At 69.8% G+C, this 22,474-nt stretch carries 21 protein-coding genes and 2 pseudogenes; 6 read left to right on the top strand and 17 right to left on the bottom strand.

What is annotated here, in order from left to right; genetic code table 11:
• The 6 genes and pseudogenes from ACRAWB_RS13760 to fliO form a co-directional block, all read right to left on the bottom strand.
• Positions 1-1,994: pseudogene (locus ACRAWB_RS13760) on the bottom strand (flagellar biosynthesis protein FlhA).
• Between the two features lie 59 nt (positions 1,995-2,053).
• Positions 2,054-3,145, bottom strand: a complete 1,092-nt coding sequence (locus ACRAWB_RS13755) for an EscU/YscU/HrcU family type III secretion system export apparatus switch protein (RefSeq protein ID WP_431353821.1) — start codon at positions 3,143-3,145, stop codon at positions 2,054-2,056.
• Entirely contained in the window at positions 3,142-3,903 is a 762-nt protein-coding gene (locus tag ACRAWB_RS13750; protein ID WP_431353820.1) for a flagellar biosynthetic protein FliR, read from the bottom strand. The genes ACRAWB_RS13755 and ACRAWB_RS13750 overlap by 4 nt, the downstream gene beginning before the upstream one ends.
• On the bottom strand, positions 3,903-4,178 hold the full coding sequence (locus tag ACRAWB_RS13745; protein WP_363806324.1) for a flagellar biosynthetic protein FliQ: 276 nt from the start codon (positions 4,176-4,178) through the stop codon (positions 3,903-3,905). The genes ACRAWB_RS13750 and ACRAWB_RS13745 overlap by 1 nt, the downstream gene beginning before the upstream one ends.
• Complete coding sequence (gene fliP, locus ACRAWB_RS13740; protein ID WP_431353819.1) at positions 4,175-5,002, bottom strand: flagellar type III secretion system pore protein FliP; 828 nt, start codon at positions 5,000-5,002, stop codon at positions 4,175-4,177. Before fliP ends, ACRAWB_RS13745 begins: the two co-directional genes overlap by 4 nt.
• On the bottom strand, positions 4,999-5,508 hold the full coding sequence (gene fliO / locus ACRAWB_RS13735; protein WP_431353818.1) for a flagellar biosynthetic protein FliO: 510 nt from the start codon (positions 5,506-5,508) through the stop codon (positions 4,999-5,001). The genes fliP and fliO overlap by 4 nt, the downstream gene beginning before the upstream one ends.
• A gap of 64 nt (positions 5,509-5,572) precedes the next feature.
• Here fliO and ACRAWB_RS13730 point away from each other — a divergent pair.
• Positions 5,573-6,312 (top strand): annotated as a pseudogene (locus tag ACRAWB_RS13730) (formylglycine-generating enzyme family protein).
• Positions 6,313-6,375: 63 nt separating this feature from the next.
• Here the strand turns inward: ACRAWB_RS13730 and ACRAWB_RS13725 are convergent.
• The 5 genes from ACRAWB_RS13725 to ACRAWB_RS13705 are packed head-to-tail and all read right to left on the bottom strand — an operon-like array spanning position 6,376 to position 12,876.
• The gene (locus ACRAWB_RS13725) at positions 6,376-7,317 is read right to left on the bottom strand and encodes an NAD(P)-dependent oxidoreductase (RefSeq protein ID WP_431353817.1); all 942 of its coding nucleotides are present in this window, start codon (positions 7,315-7,317) and stop codon (positions 6,376-6,378) included.
• The gene (gene speB / locus ACRAWB_RS13720; RefSeq protein WP_431353816.1) at positions 7,310-8,281 is read right to left on the bottom strand and encodes an agmatinase; all 972 of its coding nucleotides are present in this window, start codon (positions 8,279-8,281) and stop codon (positions 7,310-7,312) included. Before speB ends, ACRAWB_RS13725 begins: the two co-directional genes overlap by 8 nt.
• Before the next feature lie 10 nt (positions 8,282-8,291).
• Positions 8,292-9,917 carry a thiamine pyrophosphate-binding protein gene (locus ACRAWB_RS13715; protein ID WP_431353815.1) on the bottom strand — a complete coding sequence of 542 codons (1,626 nt, stop codon included), beginning with the start codon at positions 9,915-9,917 and terminating at the stop codon, positions 8,292-8,294.
• Positions 9,907-11,580: an amidohydrolase gene (locus ACRAWB_RS13710; protein WP_431353814.1), complete on the bottom strand. Its 1,674-nt coding sequence runs from the start codon at positions 11,578-11,580 to the stop codon at positions 9,907-9,909. The genes ACRAWB_RS13715 and ACRAWB_RS13710 overlap by 11 nt, the downstream gene beginning before the upstream one ends.
• Before the next feature lie 3 nt (positions 11,581-11,583).
• A complete protein-coding gene (locus tag ACRAWB_RS13705; RefSeq protein ID WP_431353813.1) occupies positions 11,584-12,876 on the bottom strand; it encodes an MFS transporter in 1,293 nt (430 codons plus the stop codon).
• A gap of 275 nt (positions 12,877-13,151) precedes the next feature.
• Between ACRAWB_RS13705 and ACRAWB_RS13700 the strand changes: the two genes are divergently transcribed.
• Positions 13,152-13,976 (top strand): AsnC family transcriptional regulator, encoded by an 825-nt coding sequence (locus ACRAWB_RS13700; protein WP_431353812.1) that lies wholly within the window; start codon positions 13,152-13,154, stop codon positions 13,974-13,976.
• A complete protein-coding gene (locus ACRAWB_RS13695; RefSeq protein WP_431353811.1) occupies positions 13,943-14,086 on the top strand; it encodes a hypothetical protein in 144 nt (47 codons plus the stop codon). The genes ACRAWB_RS13700 and ACRAWB_RS13695 overlap by 34 nt, the downstream gene beginning before the upstream one ends.
• A gap of 4 nt (positions 14,087-14,090) precedes the next feature.
• Here the strand turns inward: ACRAWB_RS13695 and fliN are convergent, their stop codons facing one another.
• Positions 14,091-14,807, bottom strand: coding sequence for a flagellar motor switch protein FliN (gene fliN, locus ACRAWB_RS13690; RefSeq protein ID WP_431353810.1), 717 nt, complete (start codon positions 14,805-14,807; stop codon positions 14,091-14,093).
• A 3-nt stretch (positions 14,808-14,810) separates the two neighbouring features.
• Positions 14,811-15,695, bottom strand: coding sequence for a flagellar motor switch protein FliM (locus ACRAWB_RS13685; RefSeq protein WP_431353809.1), 885 nt, complete (start codon positions 15,693-15,695; stop codon positions 14,811-14,813).
• 136 nt (positions 15,696-15,831) lie between these two features.
• On the opposite strand from ACRAWB_RS13685, the gene ACRAWB_RS13680 reads away from it, so the two are divergent.
• From ACRAWB_RS13680 to ACRAWB_RS13670, 3 genes are read left to right on the top strand one after another with little or no spacing between them, the layout of a single operon-like run.
• On the top strand, positions 15,832-16,158 hold the full coding sequence (locus tag ACRAWB_RS13680) for a flagellar FlbD family protein (RefSeq protein ID WP_431353808.1): 327 nt from the start codon (positions 15,832-15,834) through the stop codon (positions 16,156-16,158).
• Entirely contained in the window at positions 16,158-16,976 is an 819-nt protein-coding gene (locus ACRAWB_RS13675) for a motility protein A (RefSeq protein ID WP_431353807.1), read from the top strand. Before ACRAWB_RS13680 ends, ACRAWB_RS13675 begins: the two co-directional genes overlap by 1 nt.
• Before the next feature lies 1 nt (position 16,977).
• A complete protein-coding gene (locus ACRAWB_RS13670) occupies positions 16,978-17,820 on the top strand; it encodes a flagellar motor protein MotB (protein ID WP_431353806.1) in 843 nt (280 codons plus the stop codon).
• 13 nt (positions 17,821-17,833) lie between these two features.
• On the opposite strand, the gene ACRAWB_RS13665 is transcribed toward ACRAWB_RS13670, so the two are convergent.
• The 4 genes from ACRAWB_RS13665 to ACRAWB_RS13650 all read right to left on the bottom strand — a co-directional run bounded on the left by ACRAWB_RS13665 (position 17,834) and on the right by ACRAWB_RS13650 (position 22,415).
• Positions 17,834-19,339, bottom strand: a complete 1,506-nt coding sequence (locus ACRAWB_RS13665; RefSeq protein WP_431353805.1) for an alpha-N-arabinofuranosidase — start codon at positions 19,337-19,339, stop codon at positions 17,834-17,836.
• 135 nt (positions 19,340-19,474) lie between these two features.
• Entirely contained in the window at positions 19,475-20,458 is a 984-nt protein-coding gene (locus ACRAWB_RS13660) for a SpaA isopeptide-forming pilin-related protein (RefSeq protein ID WP_431353804.1), read from the bottom strand.
• Positions 20,413-21,405, bottom strand: coding sequence for a hypothetical protein (locus tag ACRAWB_RS13655; protein WP_431353803.1), 993 nt, complete (start codon positions 21,403-21,405; stop codon positions 20,413-20,415). The genes ACRAWB_RS13660 and ACRAWB_RS13655 overlap by 46 nt, the downstream gene beginning before the upstream one ends.
• Positions 21,405-22,415, bottom strand: a complete 1,011-nt coding sequence (locus ACRAWB_RS13650; RefSeq protein WP_431353802.1) for a hypothetical protein — start codon at positions 22,413-22,415, stop codon at positions 21,405-21,407. Before ACRAWB_RS13650 ends, ACRAWB_RS13655 begins: the two co-directional genes overlap by 1 nt.
• Positions 22,416-22,474 lie beyond the last annotated feature (59 nt).

Here is a 22,474-nt window from a genome sequence, read left to right as displayed (position 1 = left end):
TCAGGCCGCGATCGACTCCGCACCGCGGACCACCCCCACGGTCTCGATCGCCGCCTGGACGGCCGTCACCTCCTGGTACGACAGCACCGCGAGTCCCGCGATCTGCCCGGCGACCAGCCGCCGGATCGCCGGTCGCAGCGCCGGCGCGCACACCAGCACCGCCGTGACACCGGCGTCGTCGAGCCGCCCGGCCGTGTCCCGGATGGAGGCGAGCACGGCCTCCAACCGCACGGGGTCGAGCACGATCTGCGTGCCGCTCTCCGACGGCCGCAGGCCTTCCAGCATCGACTGCTCCAGGCCGGGGTCGATCATGATGACGCGCAGCGTCCCCCGTCGATGTGCGGCGCGACCACCGCCGGGCCGAGCGCCGAGCGCGCCGCCTCCACCAGCCCCTCCGGGTCGTTCGACAGCTTCGCCCGCAGGGTCAGGGCCTCCAGGATGCGCGGCAGGTCGTTGATCGGCACCTGCTCCGCGAGCAGCCCCTGCAGCACGCGCTGCACCTCGGCGAGCGAGAGCAGGTTCGGGATCAGCTCCTCCACCGCGGGCGGGTTCACCTGCTTGACGCCCTCGGTGAGCAGGCGGACGTCCTCGCGGGTGAGCAGGCGGCCGGCGTTCGAGGTGATGATCGACGACAGGTGGGTGATGAGCACCGAGACACGGTCGATCACCGTCGCGCCACCCAGCTCGGCGCTGTGCCGCATCTCGGACGGGATCCACTTGGCCGGCAGCCCGAACACCGGCTCCACCGTCGGCGTGCCCGGCAGGTTGTCGAGCGCGTCGCCCAGCGCGAGCACGCGGCCCGACGGCGCCTGGCCGCGTCCCGCCTCCACCCCCGCGATCTTGATGACGTAGGTCGCCGGCGGCAGCTCGGCGCTGTCGCGGGTGCGCACCGGCGGGACGATGATCCCGAGCTCCAGCGCGATCTTCCGCCGCAGCGCACGCACGCGGGCGAGCAGGTCGTCGGACGCACCGCTCACGATGTCGACCAGATCCGGCGCCAGAGTGATTTCGAGGGCGTGGACGCGCATCTGCTCGATCAGGTCTTCGGTCGTCTCGTTCTTGGTCGCGCTGGCCACCGCGTTCTTCGCGGCCTCCGCCTTCTTCTGAGCGGCCTGCGCGGTCTTGATCCGCTGCGAGGCGAGGATGAGGAACGCCCCGACGAGCACGAACGGGATCGGCGGCATGCCGGGGATGAGCGCGAGCACGATCGCGGCGCATCCCGCGATCATCAGCGCGTTGCGTGACTGGCTCAGCTGGTTGCTGGCGGTCGTGCCCATCTCCGACTCGGCGTTCGAACGCGTCACGATCATGCCGGTCGAGACCGCCATCAGCAGCGCCGGGATCTGCGACACCAGCCCGTCGCCGATGGTCAGCAGCGTGTAGTGGCTGACCGCGTCCATGAGGTCCATGCCGCGCTGGATCATGCCGATCGCGATGCCGCCGACCACGTTGATGACGATGATCAGGATGCCGGCGATTGCGTCGCCCTTGACGAACTTCGAGGCGCCGTCCATCGCGCCGTAGAAGTCGGCCTCCGCCGACACCTCGGCGCGGCGGCTGCGGGCCTGCTCCTCGGTGATGAGGCCCGCGTTCAGGTCGGCGTCGATCGCCATCTGCTTGCCCGGCATGGCGTCGAGGGTGAACCGCGCGCCGACCTCGGCCACACGCTCTGCTCCCTTGGTGACGACGATGAACTGGATGACGACCAGGATGAGGAACACCACCGCGCCGATGATGATCGACCCGCCCACGGCGACGTGCCCGAACGCCTGGATGACCTGTCCGGCGAACCCGTCGCCCAGCACCAGCCGCGTGGACGCGACGTTGAGCCCGAGCCGGAACAGCGTCGCGACGAGCAGCAGCGACGGGAAGACGGAGAAGTCGAGCGGCTTCTTGACGAACATCGTGGTGAGCAGGACGACCAGCGCCAGCATGATGTTGACGATGATGAGGAGGTCGAGCAGCCACGCCGGCACCGGCACGACCAGCAGCATCACGATGCCGACGACGCCGATCGGCACCGCGACCTTGGCGGCGAGACCCTTGTTCTGCTTCACGACAGCCCTCCCAGCTGGGGACGCATGGTGTGGATTCCGGCGGACGAGCCGCGCTTCTTGAGCGACATGACGAAGGCGAGCACCCGCGCCACGGAGTTGTAGAGCTCGACGGGGATCTCGTCCCCGACCTCGCATCCGGCGTGCAGCGCCCGCGCGAGCGGGATGTCCTTCACGATCGGCACGCGCTCCTCCTCCGCCTTCTCACGGATGCGCAGCGCGATCGCGCCCGCGCCCTTGGCCACGACGCGCGGAGCCGACTTGCCCGGCTCGTACTTCACGGCGACTGCGATGTGCGTGGGGTTGACGAGCACCACATCCGACCCTCCGATCGCCGCGATCATGCGGTTGCGACTCATCGCGAGCTGGCGCGAACGCCGCTGCGAGCGCACCAGCGGGTCGCCCTCGGTGTTCTTGTTCTCGTCGCGGACTTCCTGTTTGCTCATGCGCGTGTGCTTGCGGTTGCGGCGCATCACGACGAGCACGTCGAGGCCCGCGAGCACGAGGCCGGCGCCGACCGCCGCCTGCAGCAGCCCCGCCGTGCCTCCGGACGCGGCGGAGAGCAGCGACGCGAGCGGCATCGAACCGGAGGTCAGCAGCACCGGCATCAGCCCCTGCACGACGAGGTACAGTCCGACCGCGACCACCGCGGACTTGAGCAGGGTCTTCGCGCCCTCCCAGAGCGCGCGCATCCCGAACACCCGGCCGAGACCCTGGACGAGGTTGAACTGCTCGTACTTGGCCTCGAGCTTCTTGAAATGGATGCCGCCCTGCACCGCTGCCGCGCCGACCACGGCGAGTGCGCCCACCGCGAGCAGCGGCCCGATGGTCGCCATGATGCTGCCGAAGCCGTCGCCGAGTGCCGCGACCGCCTTCGCCGGGTCGGGGCTCTCGATCACCGAGCGCACGGAGAACAGCTGATCGATCGCCGCGGTCGTCCCCTGCTGCAGGGTGAAGGGGAGCATGACCGCTGCGGCGCCGACGCCGACCCAGGCGGTGAGGTCCATCGACTTCGAGAGGCGGCCCTTGGAGCGGGCTTCCTTCATCCGCTTGTCGGTCGCCTTCTCGGTGCGTTCCTGCGCGTCGCTCATCGGCCCACCCCCAGCATCGTCTTGACGGCCGTGTCGGTGAGACCCGAGACCACGCCAGGCAGCGCGACGAAGACGATCGCCGAGAGGACGACGGTCAGCATGATCTTGAGCGGGAAGCCGAGCGAGAACGCGTTGAGCGCGGGGGCGACGCGCGTCAGGAGGCCGAGCCCGACATCCGCCAGGAACAGCACCACGATCAGCGGCCCGGCGATCTGCAGGGCCGCGAGGAACATCTGCGTGACCCCGTTCACCATCTCCTTCGCGGGGTCGGCCATGCTGAGCCCGGTCGCGAGCGGGATGGCGTCGAACGACCGCACCAGGCCGCCGATGATGAGCTGGTAGCCACCCGACGCGAACAGGAGCGCGAGAGCCGTGAGCTGGAACATCCGGGTGAACTGCGCGCCGTTGATCATCGCCTGTGGGTCGAACGCCTGAGCGAGCTGAAAGCCGCCGAACAGGTCGATGAAGCTGCCCGCCGACTGGATGGCCGCGAAGACGAGGAAGACGAGGAACCCGAGCGTCGCCCCCACCGCGAGCTCGCGCACCAGGTCGAGCAGGAACGCGCCCGTGTCACCCGAGTGGTAGCCGGCGCCGACGCGCGGCGCGACCGCGATCGCCAGCCCGATCGCGAGCATCCCCTTCACCTGCGCCGGGAACCCGTTGTACGAGAAGGGCGGCGCGATCACGAGGAAGGCGACCATGCGCAGCGATGCGAGCGCCACGGCTTCGATGGCCGCGATGTCGATCGGGATGTTCATCAGCCACCGCCCAGCAGCAGCGGGATCTTGTCGAACAGCACGTGCGTGAACGAGACCAGCTCGGAGATCATCCACTGGCCGCAGATGATCAGCGCCACCGCGACCGCCGCGGCCTTCGGCACGAACGAGAGCGTGACCTCCTGGATCTGGGTGATCGACTGCACGAGCGAGATCGCGAAGCCGACGACCAGCGCCGTGATGACGATCGGCGCGGCCAGCTTCGCGGTGACCATGAGGCCCTGCATGGCGATGTCGAGGACGGCGGCCGGGTTCATCCGCTGCCTCCGTAGCTCGTGATCAGGCTCTGGATGATGAGCCCCCAGCCGTCGACCAGCACGAACAGCAGGATTTTGAACGGAAGCGAGATCATCACCGGCGGGAGCATCATCATGCCCATCGACATCAGCGCCGCGGACACGACCATGTCGATGACGAGGAACGGCACGAAGATGACGAAGCCGATGATGAACGCCGCCCGCAGCTCCGAGATCATGAACGCCGGGATCAGCGTAAGCATCGGGACGCTGTTCATGGTGCTCGGGTTCGGCCGCCCGGCTGCGCGCGTCATGAGCGCGATGTCCTCCTCGCGGGTGTGCGACGCCATGAAGTGCCGTAGCGGCCCCTCGGCGGCCTGCACGGCGCCGGTGAAGTCGATGTGGCCGGCCAGGTAGGGCTGCACGGCCGAGTTGTTGATGTCCACGAGCACCGGGCTCATGATGAACAGGCTCAGGAACAGGGCGAGACCGGCCAGGACCTGGTTCGGCGGGATGGACGGCAGCGCGAGCGCGTTCCGCGTGATCGCGAGCACCACGAAGATCTTGGTGAACGACGACATCATCAGCAGCAGCGCGGGCGCCACCGACAGGACGGTGATGCCGACGAGGGTGAGGATGGCGGCGTTCGGCGTGCCGTTCGGGCCGTTGATGTCGACGGTGATCCCGCCGGTGCCGCCGGGACCCGCCGGACCGGACGGGGTCGGGACGGGCGTCGGGACGGCGTGGGCGGCGTTCGCGCCGAGCAGCACGATCGCGACGGCGACCACGGCCACGAGCGCGCCCGCGACGGCCAGACGGGGAAGCCTCCCCGTTCCCGCCGTCACTTCTTGGGCCGCACCGCCGAACTCGCCTGCCGCCAGGTGGCCGGGGACAGGATCGAGCCTTTGAGTGCCTCGTCGAAGAGCGAGGCGCGTCCCTGCGCCGTGAGGAAGTCGGCATCCTGCCTGGTGGTCGTGGTGGTGCTGGTGGTGCTCGCGCTGAGCGCTGGGGCGTCGTCCGTTCCGGTGCGGACCTCGGCCTGAGCCTCGGTCGCCGCCTCGGGCACGCGGACGAGCGGGGTGACGTCCGCATCCTGCGGACGGTCGGAGGTGTGGAGAACGGAGACCTGGCGTTCTGTCACGCCGAGCACGAAGCGGTTGCCGTCCACATCCACGACGACCACCGACGCCTTCGGACCTACACCCTGCCGGCCGACGACGGTCACCGCGTTGCCGCGGCGCCTCCGCGCGGAGGTGCGCCCCTTGGTGACGCGACGCTGCACGAACCACAGCAGCGCCACCATCACGCCCAGCACGACGAGCACGCGCAGGGCGATGAACAGGGTCTCCACGAACCGCTCTATCGGCCGGCGCAGGCTCCCCGTTAGGCGCGCGCCGACGTGACAGGCTGGATGCGTGGACATCGAACTGGCGCGCATCCCGGCGGGCTCCGTGCAGCTGCACGACGCCCGGCTCAGGCGGCGCTGGACCGTCGAGCTGGAGCCGTTCGAACTCGGAGTCTTCGCCGTCACGGAGGCGGAGGTCGCCGAGCTGATCGGCGAGCCGTCGGCGCACCCTCGACGCCCGGCGACCGGCATCAGCTGGCAGCGCGCGATCCGGCTCTGCAACGCCGCGTCGGAGTGGGAAGGATTCGATCCCGCGTACACCTTCGACGGTGAGGACGTCACCTGGCACGTGGACGCGGACGGCTACCGTCTGCCGACCGAGGCCGAGTGGGAGTTCGCCTGCCGCGCCGGCTCCACCGGCCCCCACTACGGCCCACTGCCGGAGGTCGCCTGGACGAGCGCCGACGGGCTGACCGCGCCGGCCGACGTCGGTCTGCGCCTGCCCAACCTGAACGGGCTGTTCGACACGCTCGGCAATGTCTGGGAGTGGTGCTGGGACCTCCTCGATCCCGGACGCTATAGCGACTACCGGGTGTTCCGCGGCGGGGGCTTCGCCGACGACGCCTGGAGCGTCCGGGCATCCGTCCGTCGCGGCGGCCCTCCGCGCACGCAGCACCCGGACGTCGGCGTGCGGTTCGCGCGGGGCGGGTTCGACGCCGAGGGCGCCGCACAGGGCTGGTCGGCGGCCGCCGACGCGGAGCGCGCGGGACTCGACGGGCCGCTGCCCCGGGATGGACGCCGCTGCGCTGAACCGCGACGCTCGTCAGGGCAGTCGGTTCACAGGCGAGTCCGGCGCACCCGTCTCCAGCACGGTCACCGCGTTCTGCGCCTGGATGCGGACGTACTCGATCTCGGTGCGCCGCGAGAAGTAGGCGATGTGCGGTGTGAGCACGACGTCGGATCGGCCGACGAGCGGATGCCCGGCGCGCGGGGCTCCTCGTCGAGGACGTCGAGCGCGGCTCCCGCCAGGTGGCCGGAGTCGAGCGCCGCGACGAGCGCAACGTGGTCGATGAGCCCACCGCGCGAGACGTTGAGCAGGGTCGCGCCCTTCGGCATCCCGTCCAGGAACGCGGCGTCGACCATTCGCTCGGTCTCCGAAGTGAGCGGGACGTGCAGCGACAGGGCGTCCGAGGCGCGCCGGACCTCCTCGAGCGTCGTCCGCTCGATGCCGAGGGCCGAGAGTTCGGCGGCGGTCTCCGGGGTTTCCGGAAGCATCGGGTCGTAGCCGAGCACCCGACCGAACAGCGGTCCCGCGACCTGGGCGAACGCCCGTCCGATCCGGCCGAGGCCGACGACCCCGAGGGTCAGCTCGCTGAGGCGCGGCGGCGCGGAAACGGCCCGCTCGTTCCACCGGTCGGGGGTCGCCGACTCCGTGTAGAACGCCAGCTGCCTCAGGCTCGCGAGCAGCAGCGCGAGCGCGTGCGTCGCCACCTCCTCGGTCGCCGCTCCCGGAACGTTGGTGACCCAGACGCCGTGCTCGGTCGCCGCGTCCACATCCACCTCGTCGAAGCCCATGGACATGAGCGCGATGACCCTCAGCCGCGGCAACGCCTCGATGACCTCGCGGGTGACCGTGGCGTAGCCGGGCAGCAGGGCCACCGCATCCTGCGCGCCCGCGATGATGGCCGCGGGGTCGCGGGTGCCGAGCACCCGCACCTCGAAGCCGTGCGCTTCGAGCAGGGCGATGCCGGGTGCGGGGTCGGTGTCGTCGACGTCGGTGTAGACGGCGACGGGCCGGTCGGCGGAGTCAGTCATCGCTGCCCTGGCCGCGCTCGCGGACGATCACCTGGGCCATCGCGGTCATCAGCTCGTAGGCGACGTGGGACGCTGCGATGCCGGTGACCTGGGCATGGTCGTAGGCAGGTGCGACCTCCACGACGTCTGCGCCGACGATGTCGAGATCGGTGAGGCCGCGCAGGATGCGCAGCAGCTCGCGACTGGTCAGGCCGCCCGCCTCCGGGGTCCCGGTGCCAGGCGCGTGCGCCGGGTCGAGCACGTCGATGTCGATGGAGATGTAGAGGGGCCGGTCGCCGATCCGCGTCCGGATGCGCTCGAGCGCGGCGGGGATGCCGTGCTCCTCGATGTACTCGCTGGAGACGATGGAGAAGCCCAGGCGCTCGTCGTCCTCCAGGTCCTGCTTGCTGTACAGCGGGCCTCGGGTGCCCACGTGGACGGACGCGGTGCGATCCAGGAATCCCTCCTCCGACGCGCGACGGAACGGCGTGCCGTGGGTGATGGGCTCGTCGAAGTAGGTGTCCCAGGTGTCCAGGTGCGCGTCGAAGTGCAGGACGGCGACGGGGCCGTGCTTCGCGCTGATCGCCTGGAGCAGCGGGTAGGCGATGGTGTGGTCGCCGCCGATGGTCAGGATGCGGTCGGCGCGCGTCCCCAGTTCGGTGGCCGCCTCGGCGATCTGTCGCACGGCCTCGTCGATGTGGAACGGGTTCACGGCGATATCGCCGGCGTCGGCGACCTGCACCGCCTCCCACGCGGAGAAGTCCTGCGCCGGGTTGTACGGGCGCAGAAGGCGGCTGGAGGCGCGCACGTGCTCCGGCCCGAACCGCGCGCCCGGGCGGAAGCTGACGCCGGTGTCGAACGGGATGCCGACGACGGCGAGGTCGACGGACGGCACGTCCTCGATCCGCGGCAGCCGGGCGAACGTCGAGAGACCGGCGTACCGGGGCGTCTTGGACGCGTCCGACGGTCCGATGGGGGTGCTCATGGATGGTTCCTCACTTCTCGAACGCGGACTGCGGCACGTGGATCAGCTGCAGGCCGCCGGCGCCGACCGCTGCGGCGATCGCATCGGCCAGCTCAGGCGCGGACGCCGCGCGGCGCCCGGTCCCTCCGAAGGCTTCGGCGAGCGCCACCCAGTCCGGCTGGGCCAGGTCGACCGCGATCGGCGCGATGCCCGCGTCCGCCTCGTTCTGCTTGATCTCGGCGTAGCCGCCGTTGTCGACGACGATCACCGTGATGTCGAGCCGCTGCTCGACGACGGTCATGAACTCCTGGAGCGAGAACATCAGCGCGCCGTCGCCCACCACGGCGACCACCGGCCGCGCCGGTGCGGCGACTCGGGAGCCGATCGCCGCCGGGAGACCGTAGCCCAGCGTTGCGTACGTGGCCATGTAGGGCGTCGAGTTCGGCCGGCCGACCCGGAGCCTATTGAGCAGGCCCCAGTAGCCGATCTGCGACGAGTCGGTGGTGACGATCGCGTCGGCGGGAAGGGCTGCCGCGATCGCGTCGGCGATCGCGGTGTTGACCGGCGACAGCTCGGCGCACTCCGCGGCGACGGCCGCACGGGTCTCGGCTACACGGGCATCCGCCGCAGCGCGCGGCTCGCCCGACCCCAGGGCGTCGAGGATGGCGGCGAGCGCCACGCGGGCGTCGGCGACGATCCCGACCTCGGCGGCCTGGTTCTTCTGCAGCTGGGACTCGAGCACGTCGATGCGGATGACACGGCCGCGAGCCTCCAGCCGCTCGACCCAGAGCTCCGCCTCGCCGAGCTTGGATCCGACCACGAGCAGCACGTCGGCGTCACGGGCCCGGTCGCGGGCGGCGGCCAGACGCAGGTTCGAGCCGAGCGACAGGGGATGGTGCTCGTCGAGCACGCCTTTGGCGTTGAGCGTGGTGACGACCGGAGCCCCGAGCCGTTCGGCAAGGGCGCGGAGCTCTGCTCCGGCGCGACGCGATCCGCCGCCCGCGAGGATGACCGGGTCGACGGCGCCCGCGAGCAGCCGCGCGGCCTCGGCGACCGCCGCGTCGTCCGGCGCCGGACCGCTCGCTGCGGCACGCGGGGTCACGGCGGACGTCGGCAACTCGGACACCTCCTCCAGGAGGTCGAGCGGCACCTCGACGTAGACCGGCCGCGGGCGTCCGGTCGCGAACAGTGCGAAGGCGTCGTGGATCGCCTCCACCGCCTCCTCCGCCGTCTGCACGCGGCGCCCCCACTCGACGATCGCCGAGGCGGCGCCCAGCTGGTCCTTGGTCTCGTGCAGCGTCCCCGCGTCCGCGAACTCGTGCCCGCGCGCAGGGCCGGGCGACAGGATGATCATGGGCCGCGACTCGCAGTACGCGGTGCCCGCCGCCGAGAGTGCGTTGAGCAGCCCCGGACCGCTGGTGGTGATCACCACGCCGGGCTTCCCCGTCTGCAGCGACCAGCCGTCGGCGGCGTAGCCGGCGCCCTGCTCGTGACGGGTGGTAACGGGATGCACGCCGAGCGCCGCCAGCGGACGGTAGAACTCGAGGTTGTGCGTTCCCGGGATGCCGAACACGGTGTCGATTCCGTAACCGCGAAGCGTCTCGATGACGACCCACCCGGTCGTCCGCACGGCGCGGGTCTGCGTCTCAGCGGGCATCGGCACGGAACCTCTCGCTGCCGTCCACCCACGTCGCCAGAACAGGGATGTCCGCGATCGCGTCGCCGTCCACCGCCAGCGGGTTGTCACCCAGCACGACGAAGTCGGCCCGCTTGCCCGCGACGAGCGAGCCCAGCTCGTTCTCGCGTCCGAGCGACACCGCGCCTTCAAGCGTGTGTCCGCGCAGCGCCTCCTCGGCGCTGATGCGGAGCGAGTCCGGCCCGAGCTTGTGTCCGCGACGCGTGACCCGCGTCACCGCGGCCTGGATCGCCTCCAGCGGCCGCGGCTCGGCGACCGGGGCGTCCGAGGAGATGGTCACCGGCACGCCCGCCTCGACGAACTCGCCCAGCGGGTTGAACCGCTCGCCCGGCGTCCCGATCGCCTGCTCTACGCCCTCGCCCCAGTTGTAGTAGTGCTGGGTCTGGTTGACCGGGCGGATGCCGAGGCGCGCCATCCGCCGGATATCCTCCGGAGCGGGCAGGCCGCAGTGCTCGATGCGGTGGCGCGCGTCCGGATCCGGGCGGTCGGCGAGCACCTGCTCCACCGCGTCCACCACCATCGCGATCGCCGTCGGAGACTGGGCGTGCGTCGCGGTCTGCAGACCTGCCGCGTGCGCCTTCGCGACGAGACCGGCGTACTCGGCGGGCTCGTGATAGAGCTGCCCGCGCCGGCACGGGTCGCCGACATAGCCCTCGGGGAAGTACGCGGTCCAGCCGCCGAGCGTGCCGTCCGCATACAGCTTGATGCCTGCGACCGACAGGAACGCGTTGCCGAAGGGCCCGGTCAGCCCGAGGTCGAGAACATGGTCGAGCAGATGGGACAGGAAGTACATCGACACCCGGACGTTCAGCTCACCGCGGTCGGCCATCGCCAGGTAGGCCGCGAGTTCGCGCTTGGAGACCTGCGCGTCGCCCAGAGCCGTCACTCCGGCGGACAGGAACTCGCGCTGCGCGATGTCGAGCTGCCGCTGGTGCTCCGCCGGCTCGTCGCCGAGGTGGAAGTTGGGGCCGTGGTGGCCGATCTTCACGCCGTGCAGCCCGGTCAGGACGTTGCACGCCGCGTCCGACAGCTCGCCCGTGAGCTCGCCGTCCGCGTCCCGGAAGAACTCCCCGCCCTCGGGGTTCGGGATGTCGCGGGTGATGCCGTACTTCTCGAGCGTGAAGGTGTTCACCACGCCGCCGTGACCGGAGGCGTTCATGACGTAGACCTCGCGGTCGGTCGCGATCTCGTCGAGCTCGAACCGCGTGGGGTGGCGTCGCTCGGCGAGGTTGCGCTGCTCGTAGCCGTAGCCCCGCAGCGGGACGCCCGCCGGCAGCCGCTTTGCGCCCTCGCGCATCAGCGCCACGATCTCGGGGATCGAACCCGCCTTCTCCGGGTTGACGTCGACCCAGGTGAACAGCTGCCCGAACATCAGCGGATGCGCGTGCGCGTCGATGAAGCCGGGGACGATGGTCGCGCCGGGGAAGTCGGCGCGGACCGGGTCGAGCCCGGCCCGCTCCGCTTCCGCCTGCACCTGGCCGACCGTGCCGACGGCGAGGATGCGGCCTCCGGCCGTCAGCATCGCCTCCGCGCGCGGAGCGTCCTCGTCGACGGTCAGGATGAGGTCCGCCGTGACGATGGTCGGTGCCGAGTCGCGGGCGTCGTAGGTGGCCAGGTGTCGCATGGGTCAGATCCTCGTGGTCTTGATGGCGGTGGTGTCGAGGCGCGGGTTGAACGAAGCGGTCACCGGCGCGTTGTCGGAGTGCTGCGGGGCGAACCACGTCCCGATCACCGCGATGAGGGCGAGCGCTCCGAAGAACCAGATGGCGGACCAGAAGGTGCCGGTCGCCGCGATGAGTCCGGCGGCGATCGCGGGAGACAGTCCGCCCCAGACCGCGGCGCCGATCCCGTACGACAGCGACATCGACGTGTAGCGCGCCTGCGGCCGGAACATCTGCGTCATCACCGTCGACAGCGGGGCCCACGCACCGCTCAGCGTCACCCGGATCACGCTGACGAACACGTAGATCAGGAAGACCTGGTGGTTCTGGATGACCAATACGAGCGGGATGACGGCCACGAACGAGAGGACCGACCCGAGGATGATGATCCGCTTGCCGCCCCACTTGTCGCCGAGCATGGCGAGCGGCAGGGTGACCAGCGCCTCGATGAACGACGCGATCGTCATTGCTCCCAGGATGACACCGGCGTCGAGGCCGACCTCCGGGCTCGTCGCGAAGTTCTGCACGAAGGTGGTCGCGATCACGTAACCGCCGGAGGACATCGCGATGATGCAGAAGCCGAGCAGGATGGGCAGCCAGTTGTTTCGCAGCGCGAACAGGATGGGCGTCGACTGCGTGTGGCCCTCGATCTTCTCCTCGAACACCGGGGTCTCCTCGACCTTGAGGCGCACCCAGATGCCCACGCCGATCAGCACGATGCTGAACAGGAACGGCACGCGCCATCCCCAGGTGAGCAGGACGTCGTCGCCCATCGCCGCGAGGATCCAGAACGCGCCGGAGGCGAGCAGGGCGCCGAGCGGGTTGCCGAGCTGCGTGAAGCCGCCGTAGAAGGTCTTGTACCTGGCGGGCGCGCTCTCGACCGACATCAGACTGGCGCCGCCCCACTCGCCGCCGACCGCGAGGCCCTGCGCGATGCGGAGGAGGATCAGCAGGATGGGCGCGGCGATCCCGATCGCGGCGTACCCGGGCAGGCAGCCGACCAGCACGGTCGCGATGCCCATCACGAAGAGCGTGAGGGTCAGCGCGCGCTTGCGGCCCAGCTTGTCGCCGATGTGGCCGAAGATGATGCCGCCGAGCGGTCGCATGAAGTAGGCGACCGCGTACGTCCCGAAGGACGCCAGCGTGCCGAGGGCGTGGTTGACCTCGGGGAAGAACACCTGCGGGAACACGATGGCCGCCGCCGTCGCGTAGACGTAGAAGTCGTACCACTCGATGGTGGTGCCGACCACGGCGGCCATACCCGCCCTCAACGCGCGGGCGTGCCCCACGGGTTGCGTCGCTGAAACAGACACACACAGCTCCTTTGCTCGTTTGTCGTGAAGATCGACGGAAGTTCGACGTGCAGTCTCACGCCGCGGGACGGGATGCGCAAGCGCGATTCGGCGCCGGGAGCGACGTGCCGCCGCCGATCTGTCGCCGTTTGTCGCCGGAAGTGCTGCGGATGATCGCTCCGGACACTCATCAGCCTACGATCTGCGGTCCGGAGGCGGCGTTTCCGGGTATTCTGCCGGATGTGCCGATCCGCCATGAACGAAGTGCGCCGGAGCGCGACGACGCGCTCGACGCCAGCCTCGTGCGCGCGCTGCAGGCGGACGGCCGGGCGAGCATCCACGAGCTGGCGCGAGCGGTGGGCGCCTCCCGGGACGTGGTCTCGCGCCGCCTCGGCACGCTGATCGGACGCAACGGGCTGCGTGTGGTCGCCGCACTCGACCCCGGCTTCGCGGGTCTCAACGTGCTCATCCACGGACTGGTGGAGGTGGACGGGCCGGCCCGACCGGTCGCGGAGCGCATCGCCGAACTGCCGGACACGGTGTTCGTCTCGCTGGTCGCCGGCGGCTCGTCGCTGGTGTTCGAGTCCCGCCACGGCGACGGCGACGAGTTGTCGGCCACGCTGACCGCAATCCGGCAGCTCCCCGGCGTCCGGCGGGTGCGCGTGACCACGTACGACGCCCTGCTGAAGGAGTTCATCACCGCCGCGTCGGTCACGGACGTCCGCCTGGACCGGCTCGACCACGACCTCATCGCGATCCTGCAGGATGACGGCCGCGCGAGCTACCGCGCCCTGGCCGACGCCGTCCGCCTCTCCCCTCGTCGGCCCGCGCCCGCGTCCGTCGCCTGCTCGACGCCGGCGTCATCCGGATCGCGGCCATCGACGCCGGCGGCCTCTCCCGCAACCGCGTCGCCGTCGGAGTCGGGATCTCGCTGCGCGGCGCGCCGGATCCCGTTCACCGCTACCTCGTGGCGACGCCCGCGGTCGACCTCGCAGCGGCGGCGCACGGCGCCTATGACGTCATCGCGACGATCGTGGGCACCGCGACGGCGGGCGTCCTGGCCGTGATCGAGGAGCTGCGGTCGCTGCCCGAGGTGGGCTCGCTCGACACCTGGGCGCACCTCGACATCATCAAGGAGGACTACACGCGCACCCTTGGTCGGATCATCCGGCCGTGACGGGTCAGTCCAGGTCTTCGGCGGTGTCGAGGATCTTCGTGATCCGAACCGCGTAGTCCTGGTCGACGACCACGATCTCGCCGTGCGCGATGAGGCGTCCGTTGAGCAGCACATCCGCGGGCGAACCGGCGGAGCGGTCCAGCTCGATGACGGCGCCCGGCTCCATCGCGAGAACGTCGCGGACCGCCATCCGGGTGCGGCCGATCTCGACCGTGAGCGCCATCTCGACGTTGCTGATGCGCGCCAGCTTGCCGCCGAGTGCGCCGCCACCCGGTCGCTCGGTGACCGCCGCGCGACCGCGGAGCGCGAACCAGCCTGCGACCCCGGCCGGACCGGAGAGCGCGAAGACGGTGGTGGCCGGGTCCGCGAAGAGCGCGGCTGCGTCCTCGGCACGCGCGTCGTCCAGCACCCCGGCGCCGAGCGTGTCGCTCGCCGCCTCGAGGGCCGGCTGCAGCACATCCTGGAGCGCTACGACGGGCGAGCCGTCAGCGCCCTCGTCCACCAGGTGCGGCGCCTCCAGCAGCACCACGGCCAGATCGGCGGAGACCGCGCCGACGAAGGTCGCGACGACCGCCTGCACGCCGACGGGCACGTCCGCCCCCTGCGCGATGAGCGGGGTCAGCGGCGTGCCGGTGGGCAGCACGCGGGCGAGCGCTTCGGCGGCGGCCTGGGCCTGGCCGAGGGAGAGTCCGGAGGCGTTGGCGATGCTGGTCATGCTCATGGTTCAGTCCTCTGTGTCGATGATCACGCAGGCGAGACGGGAACCGCTCGAGCCGAGGCCGGCCGAGGCGACGGTCTGTCCGCCGACGGTGAGGTCGAAGGGTCGGTGCTGCGCATGCGGCAGCGGAAGGATGTCGCCCACCGACAGCCCCAGCACCACGCTGGGGCGGACGGTCGCGGGGGCGAGCCGCAGGGCAACCTCCACCGGGACGTGCGCGAGCTGCGCGTCGACCAGCTCGCGGGCGTTCTCGGTGCTGTGGGTCGGGTTCGTCTCGCCCAGCTGTGGCAGCAGCGCGACAGCGGGAAGCGCGACGGTCGCGCGCGCCGTGTTCTCCCCCACGCGGAGCTCGAAGCCGGCCACGATCATCAGCTCGTTGGTGGCCGCGGCCTGCGCGAACTGCGAGTTGTACTGGATGGCGTCCACGCCGATCGCGGTCGTCAGCAGCGAGCCGAGCGAGTAGTGGAGGTCTTCCAGCGCGTCGTCCATCAGCCGCCGCACCAGCGCATGCTCGATCTGCGTGAAGGTGCGCTCGTGGTCGACGGGCGTGCCCTGTCCGCCGAGCATCGCATTCACCCACGAGAGCGCGGCGATCGTGGGGAACTGGATGACGGCCTTCGGCACGACGTTCTCGAGCTCGCACAGCACCATCGCGGTCGTGGCCGGCAGCGACGCCGCGTACTCGTCATACGTCTGCATCTGGACGGTGTCGCACTCGACCTGGCTGAGGACGCGCACCTTGGCGGTCAGCTGCGTCCCCCACTGCCGAGCGAACGTCTCGAACGCCAGCTCCAGCACCCGCGAATGCTCACGCGCGAGCGTGGTCGGCCGCCGGAAGTCGTAGACCGGCGCCTCAGGGGCGTCCGGCACGGGGGCCTGCAGGATGGTCACGGATGCGTCTATCGGCAGGTACGGCCGTCCCGTTAGGCGCCGCGCGAGGATACCCGGTCCCCCTAACGACCGACCGCGGCGCGCCGATAGTGGGCTCGTGACGGCTCACCCGGAGCCGAGACCAGGATTCGCGCCCATGATCGTCGTCACCCGACTGAACGACACCCAGTTCGCGGTCAACCCCGACCTCATCGAGCGCATCCACGCCAGTCCGGACACCACTCTCGTCATGGTCGACGGGGCGAAGTTCATCGTCACCGAGTCCATGTCCGAAGTGATCGAGAAGATCGCCGCGTACCGGGCGCGTGTGATCTCACTCGCCCACGATCTCCCCGCCGCCGGCCCGCGCCCCGTGCCCGCGCCGCCGCTGGGGCTCGTGACGCTGACCGGACTGGAAGACGACGAAGCGGTTCAGGCTCACCCCGAAGCCCTCCCCGTCCCCCTCCGAGCAAGGAAGAAGTAATGGACCCGGCAACCATCATCGGCATCATCCTCGCGTTCGGCTCCGTCGTCGCGATGGTGACGATGGAGGGCGCGCACCTCAGCTCGCTCCTCCTCCCCGCTCCCATGGTGCTCGTCTTCGGGGCGACCATCGCGGTGGGCATCGCGAGCGGGACGATCAAGGACTTCCTGACCGCCGTGAAGTCGCTCCCCCGCGCCTTCCGCGGCAAGATCGAGCCGCCGCAGCAGGTCATCGACCAGGTCGTCGGCCTCGCCGAGAAGGCGCGCGCCAACGGCCTCCTCGCCATGGAGCAGGAGGCGGAGAACGTCGATGACCCGTTCCTCAAGCGCGCCCTGCAGAACATCGCCGACGGCACGGACGGCGACGAGCTGCGCGTGCTGCTGGAGGACGAGATCGCCACCCGCTCGAAGAAGGACCGCGTCGCCGCCAAGTTCTTCAGCGCGCTCGGCGGCTACGCCCCCACCATCGGCATCATCGGAACCGTCGTCTCGCTCACCCACGTGCTCGAAAACCTCGCCGACCCGGGCGAGCTCGGACCGCTGATCGCGAGCGCCTTCGTCGCGACGCTGTGGGGTCTGCTGTCGGCCAACTTCCTGTGGCTGCCGCTCGGCGCCCGCCTGCGCCGGCTCTCCGAGTTGGATGTGGAGCGCATGAACCTGCTGATGGAGGGTGTGCTCGCGGTGCAGTCCGGAAGCCAGCCGCGCCTCCTCGGCGAGCGCCTGCGCGCGATGATCCCCGGTGGTGACGCCGACAAGTCCGGGGCGAAGCCGGCCAAGGCGGCGCGCCGCTCGAAGGATCCCGTCGAGGAAGCCGCCTGACATGTCCGCCCGCCGTCGGAAGAAGCACGAGGAGCCTGAGGAGCACGAGAACGAGGAGCGCTGGATGGCCTCCTACATGGACATGGTCACCGTGCTCATGTGCATGTTCATCGTGCTGTTCGCCATGTCGACGGTCGATGCGAAGAAGTTCGAGCAGCTAAAGGACTCCCTCGCGACCGGCTTCGGGCAGGTCAAGACGCAGAAGGTCGACACCGCGAAGGGCGTGGTCGTTCCCCCGAAGCACGTGGACGAGTCGGGCAAGTCGACCGACTTCGCGCTCGCGCAGCAGGAAGCGCAGAACCTGAAGCACCTGAAGGACCAGATCCAGGCCGCCCTCACCCGCGACGGCCTGCAGGACGCGGTGGAGCTGAAGATCGACTCCCGCGGCCTCACCATCGGCCTGGTCGGCAACTCCACCTTCTTCGACTCGAACCGCGCGGAGCTGAGCGCTCGCGCGGTCGCGGTGCTCAACGACATCGGCCCGGTGCTCGCGCCCGCGTCCTACGACGTGTCGGTGGAGGGCCACGCGGACCTCCGCCAGCCGGGAGCGCCGTATCCCACCAACTGGGAGCTGTCGGCCGGACGCGCGACCAGCGTCCTGCGCCACCTGGTCGAGACGAACGGCTTCCCCCAGAACCGGATCGCCGCGGTCAGCTTCGGCTCGGCCCGTCCGGTCGACGGCTTCACGGGCACGACCGACAACGACTTCGCCCAGAACCGCCGGGTGGATGTGGTGGTGCTGTCGGCGCAGGCCGACGACGTCCGCAAGCTGATCCCTCAGGCGCTGCAGTCGCCCTCGCCCGAGCCCGGGACCGCGCCGGCGTCGGCCGCCGGGAACGGCTGAGCGGCCGCTCGGGTCAGCCCAGGGAGACGCCGGTCCAGGAGACGGGCGGGAGCTCCAGGGTGAGCAGGCCGTCGGTGAGTGTCGCGGACGGCGTCGGGCGGAGTCCGACGCGGGTCTGGTCGTCGATGGTGTTCTTCGCGTAGACGTCGTCATCCCAGAGCGACAGCGCCTCGCGGACGGTCGTGACGCCGAGGTCGCGCACATCCACGGTCACGGTCTGCGTCTCGGTGAGGCTGCGGTTCACGACGAACAGCGCGGCGGCACCGGTGGCCTCGTCGAAGGTCGCGACCGCATCCACGACGTCGGCCTCGCCGTAGACCGCGGTCTCGTACGTGCCGGTCGCGATCGTCGGGCGCAGCACCTCGCCGGCGGCCAGGCGGCTCGTCACCGAGAAGGGGAAGAAGGTCGTCTGCCGCCATGCGTCGCCGCCCGGCTCGGTCATGATCGGCGCGATCACGTTCACGAGCTGGGCGAGGGACGCGCTGGTCACCCGGTCGTGGTTCTTCAGCAGCGTGATGAGCAGGTTGCCGAGCACGACGGCGTCGGCGACCGAGTAGACGTCCTCCAGCTGACGCGGCGCGTAGCGCCATTCGTCGTTGATCTCCTCCGACTCCTTGTGCTCGTCGAGGTACCAGATGTTCCACTCGTCGAAGGAGATCTGGATGCGCTTCTTGTTCTTGAGCTTGTTGCCGACGTGGTCCGCCGTGGTGACCACCGTGTCGATGAAGTACTGCATGTCCACCGAGGACGCGAGGAACGAGCCGAGGTCGCCGCCGCGCTCCTGGTAGTACGCGTGGGCGGAGATGTAGTCGACGTGGTCGTAGGAGTGCTCGAGAACGATGCGCTCCCAGTCGCCGAAGGTCGGCATCCCGGAACCGGACGAACCGCAGACCACGAGCTCGAGGTCCTTGTCGGCCATCTTCATCGCCGCCGCGGTCCGGGCGGCGAGCTTCCCGTAGTCGTCGGCGGTCATGTAGCCGGTCTGCCACGGGCCGTCCATCTCGTTGCCGAGGCACCACATCCGGATGTCGTGCGGCTCGGGCGTCCCGTTCGCGATGCGCTGGTCGCTCAGCGCGGTGCCGGACGGGTGGTTGGCGTACTCGAGCAGGTCGAGCGCTGCCTCGATGCCCCGGGTGCCGAGGTTGACGGCGAGCATCAGCTCGGAGCCGGTGAGCTTCAGCCACCGCGAGAACTCGTCGAGGCCCACCTGGTTGGGCTCCAGCGAGTGCCACGCCAGATCGCGGCGCACCGGACGCTTGTCGCGCGGGCCGACCGAGTCCTCCCACCGGAAGCCGGAGACGAAGTTGCCGCCCGGGTAGCGGATGGTGGTGGAGCCGAGCTCGCGCACGAGGTCCACCACGTCGAGGCGGAAGCCGTCCTCGTTCGCGGTCGGGTGGCCGGGCTCGTAGATGCCGTCGTAGACGCACCGCCCCAGGTGCTCGACGAACGAGCCGAAGATGCGGCGGTTGACCGTCGCCACACGCGCGGACCGGGCAAGGGCGATGTGCGTCTCGGACATGCGACTCCTGTCTCTACAACGTTGTATCTACAACGATGTACATACTCCGTGATCGGCGAGGATCATGTCAAACGGGATCGACCGAGGGTGGGATCGGCGCAGGCAGATCCCGCGCCGATCCCATCCGTGGACGAATCAGACGAGACGGCGCCGTCGGATCAGCTGCCACACGCCCAGGCCCACGGCGAGAGCGAGCACTGTTCCTCCGGTGAAGCGGAAGAGGTCGGAGCCCGCGCCACCCGTGAACGGGATCGCCGGGACCGGGACCTGCTGATTGACGATGTCGGCCAGAGCCACTGTCGTCGACGTACGGCTCACAGCCACCGTGATCGGAGTCTTCAACAACAGGAAGCCGGCGGGCGCTCGCGTCTCAGTCAGCTGGTAGGTGCCGGGACCCAAACCGCTGACGCGGAACTCGCCGGCGACAGGATCGCGATCGGCGCCCGAGCATGCGGACGAGGAGCCTGCCACACAGTCCGTGATGGCGATGGCCGCCCCGGTCGGCTTCCCGTTGCCATCGACCGGCGTCAGGGTCCACTCGGCACCCGACAGGAGATTGTGGGCGGCCGTCGCGTCGACTTTCTTCCAGAGCACGTCGGTGACGTCGACCCGCACGGTGACGGTGCACGCCGGGTCGGTCGAACCCGCGCCGCAATTGCTCGCCGGCGACGGGGAGACGACGGCATTGACCATCGACAGATCCCCCGCATCGGGGCTCCGCACGGTCACGCTGTAGGTGATGGTCGCCGACGCCGACGGCGCGAGCGCACCCGACCACGACAGCACCGGAGCCGAATAGGCGACGACCCCGGCCGTCGCGCTCTGATCGTTGTTGTAGGTGGCGTCTTTCAGCACGTCGGTCAGGTCGTCGGTGAACGACGCCTGGCCATACGCCTGGGTCCCCGAATTCCTGACGGTCACGTTGTATGTCACCCTGTCGCCCGGTCGTACGACCTGAGTGGGAGACGTCTTCGCGATGGTCAGCCCACACTGGGAGGCGGCGGTCTGCACCCTGAACGTCGCCGGCGCCGTCGAGTTGCCGCCTGGGCCATCGGTGGTCGCGCCGACAGTCGTCACGGCATTCGCGGTGTTCGAGAGCGTCGAGGGGCCGCGTCGCATGCCTGCGGCGGAACGACCGTTTGGAAGCACATCTGCAGCGGGTCGCCCTTCCAGGTGACTACGACCTGCCCATTCGCGACGCCGTTCGGGTCGTTGACCCCGTTGAGCACGACCGTGACCGAGACCGACGTCACCGAGCTCGATAGCGTCGATAGGTCGAGGGATTGGCCGGGCCGCAAGGTCCCCGTTCGGACGACGGTGCCGTTCTGATCCTGAACCGTGACCGTTGCGTCCGTGTAGGCGCTCGACGTCAGGCCGGCGAGGGACACCGTATCCCAGCCTCGCAAGCCGGCCGCCCCGCTTCCGCAGTATCCGTCCACCGGTGAAACCGCGAAGATCCCCGGGCTCGCCGCGGTGGTGCAGGCTCCGCCCGTGAGTCCGTTGAAGAGGGTGATCGAGGCCGCGTCTCCGTCTGCGACCAGGCAATTGGGAGCGATGGAGGCCGCGGAGCGAACCGTGTAGTTCTTGCCATTGGTCGGATTGGTGAAGCCGGTGCATGCGGGTACCGCGCCCGTGCCCGACCAGCGCGAGAAATCTCGGCACGTGATGGCGTCTCCGGTCGAGACGTACACCTTCGTACCGGTCACGAAGACATCGCCCGAAACGTTCCCGCCCGTAGCCCAGTAGTTGGCCCCGGTCCCGGCGTACGGGTTCACGGGAGCGACCGCGCCCGTGAAGGTCCAGCAGTCGGAGGACGTCCCGGGACCGTTGGCGATTGTGCAGATGCCTGTCGGAGTACCGGTCGTCGACAGAATCGGCGCGAACACCGCGCCACCCTGGGTGTTCGTCCCTGCGTTGGTCTGCGGCCAGCTCCCCGTGCACGGTGTCCCCGACGTCGTGTAGCAGAACACGTTCCACCGTGCGCCGTTCGTCTTCTGGGCACTCACGAACACGTAATTTCCCACGGTGTACGTGCTCGGAGCGTTGCTCGTCACCACGCCGGACATCAGCGCCGTCTGCCCGCAGTTCGCCCCGGCCGGGGTGACGCAGTTGAGATACAACGTGGTCGTGCCCCCGTCAGATTGCCGAGCGCCACGATATAGATGTTGCCGTTGCCTGCTGGAACACCCGAGGAGCCGAGGTTCGCCAGCGGCTGCCAGGGGCCGCTCGCCGTGGTGATGGGAGAGTATCCGCAACTGGTCGGTGTCAGCGCCGTCAGGTCGAGGCACGCGATTCCTGTACTGGACGCATCGGTGAGCGCTGCCAGCCAATACAGCTTGTTGCCGGAGAGCCACGTCCCGTTCTGCCAGGCCGTCGTCATATTCGGGAACGGGCCGGTGCCGATGGCGGTACCGGCGACGGACGACCACTTCTGGGCGTTGGCGCCCGTGGGCCAGCCGGGACACGTGGCGCCGGACGGCTGCGAGCAGTAGACGTAATTGCCGGAATTATGGTGATAGACCGAGTAGATCAGGCCGTTGCGCACGACGGCGTTGTAGCCGTCACCGCCAACGGTCGAGACGGCGGAACCGACGTTGGTCGAGAACGCCGGTGAGCGTGCTTGAGTGCCCGAGGGAACCAAGATGCCTGTGTACCCGACGCCGTTCACACCCGACGGCGGCGGTGATCCCTGTGTCCAGGTCGATCCGCCGTTGGTCGTGTATTGCGGCGATATCGAGGTGGCCGCGTCCGACGTTCGCGGAATCTCGAGCGAACCGGGAACGAAAGAGCCGGCTGACGAGAACACGTCCTTGACGTTGACGGAAGCGGCGCTCTGGTTGTTGTTCGCGTAGTTCACGACCCACTTGATCGTGTCACCCGGCTTGGCCGTGCCGGTCAGGGAGCCGCCCGGCGTATCCGAAGAAGCCGCCTTCGATCCGTCGGTGACGTTGGTGCCTGTCTTGTACACCGTGGACAGAGCGGTGGACGCGGCTGATGAGATCCGAGACGGGACGACGAGCGCGGCCGAGACAACGCCCGCCGCCAGGCACAGGACCGCGAGCGTCCAGACGACCAACCGCCTGGATCGGCGCGGCCGGGAAGGAGTCGAGTTGTTCATCGGAGTGGTGTCCAAGC

This window comes from Leifsonia poae (genome assembly GCF_050632865.1).
Taxonomy (GTDB): Bacteria; Actinomycetota; Actinomycetes; order Actinomycetales; family Microbacteriaceae; genus Leifsonia; species Leifsonia poae_B.
The sequence above is the reverse complement of the archived record's forward strand: the minus strand, read 5'-3'. Positions and strand labels throughout refer to the sequence as shown.

Excerpts from the sequence above, each read along its gene's own strand:
- ACRAWB_RS13755 (WP_431353821.1), bottom strand. The coding sequence starts at position 3,145 with ATGAGCGACGCGCAGGAACGCACCGAGAAGGCGACCGACAAGCGGATG.
- ACRAWB_RS13750 (WP_431353820.1), bottom strand. The coding sequence starts at position 3,903 with ATGAACATCCCGATCGACATCGCGGCCATCGAAGCCGTGGCGCTCGCA.
- ACRAWB_RS13745 (WP_363806324.1), bottom strand. The coding sequence starts at position 4,178 with ATGAACCCGGCCGCCGTCCTCGACATCGCCATGCAGGGCCTCATGGTC.
- ACRAWB_RS13725 (WP_431353817.1), bottom strand. The coding sequence starts at position 7,317 with ATGACTGACTCCGCCGACCGGCCCGTCGCCGTCTACACCGACGTCGAC.
- speB (WP_431353816.1), bottom strand. The coding sequence starts at position 8,281 with ATGAGCACCCCCATCGGACCGTCGGACGCGTCCAAGACGCCCCGGTAC.
- ACRAWB_RS13715 (WP_431353815.1), bottom strand. The coding sequence starts at position 9,917 with ATGCCCGCTGAGACGCAGACCCGCGCCGTGCGGACGACCGGGTGGGTC.
- ACRAWB_RS13710 (WP_431353814.1), bottom strand. The coding sequence starts at position 11,580 with ATGCGACACCTGGCCACCTACGACGCCCGCGACTCGGCACCGACCATC.
- ACRAWB_RS13705 (WP_431353813.1), bottom strand. The coding sequence starts at position 12,876 with ATGGCCGCCGTGGTCGGCACCACCATCGAGTGGTACGACTTCTACGTC.
- fliN (WP_431353810.1), bottom strand. The coding sequence starts at position 14,807 with ATGAGCATGACCAGCATCGCCAACGCCTCCGGACTCTCCCTCGGCCAG.
- ACRAWB_RS13680 (WP_431353808.1), top strand. The coding sequence starts at position 15,832 with ATGATCGTCGTCACCCGACTGAACGACACCCAGTTCGCGGTCAACCCC.
- ACRAWB_RS13675 (WP_431353807.1), top strand. The coding sequence starts at position 16,158 with ATGGACCCGGCAACCATCATCGGCATCATCCTCGCGTTCGGCTCCGTC.
- ACRAWB_RS13670 (WP_431353806.1), top strand. The coding sequence starts at position 16,978 with ATGTCCGCCCGCCGTCGGAAGAAGCACGAGGAGCCTGAGGAGCACGAG.
- ACRAWB_RS13665 (WP_431353805.1), bottom strand. The coding sequence starts at position 19,339 with ATGTCCGAGACGCACATCGCCCTTGCCCGGTCCGCGCGTGTGGCGACG.
- ACRAWB_RS13660 (WP_431353804.1), bottom strand. The coding sequence starts at position 20,458 with ATGCGACGCGGCCCCTCGACGCTCTCGAACACCGCGAATGCCGTGACG.
- ACRAWB_RS13655 (WP_431353803.1), bottom strand. The coding sequence starts at position 21,405 with ATGTCCGGCGTGGTGACGAGCAACGCTCCGAGCACGTACACCGTGGGA.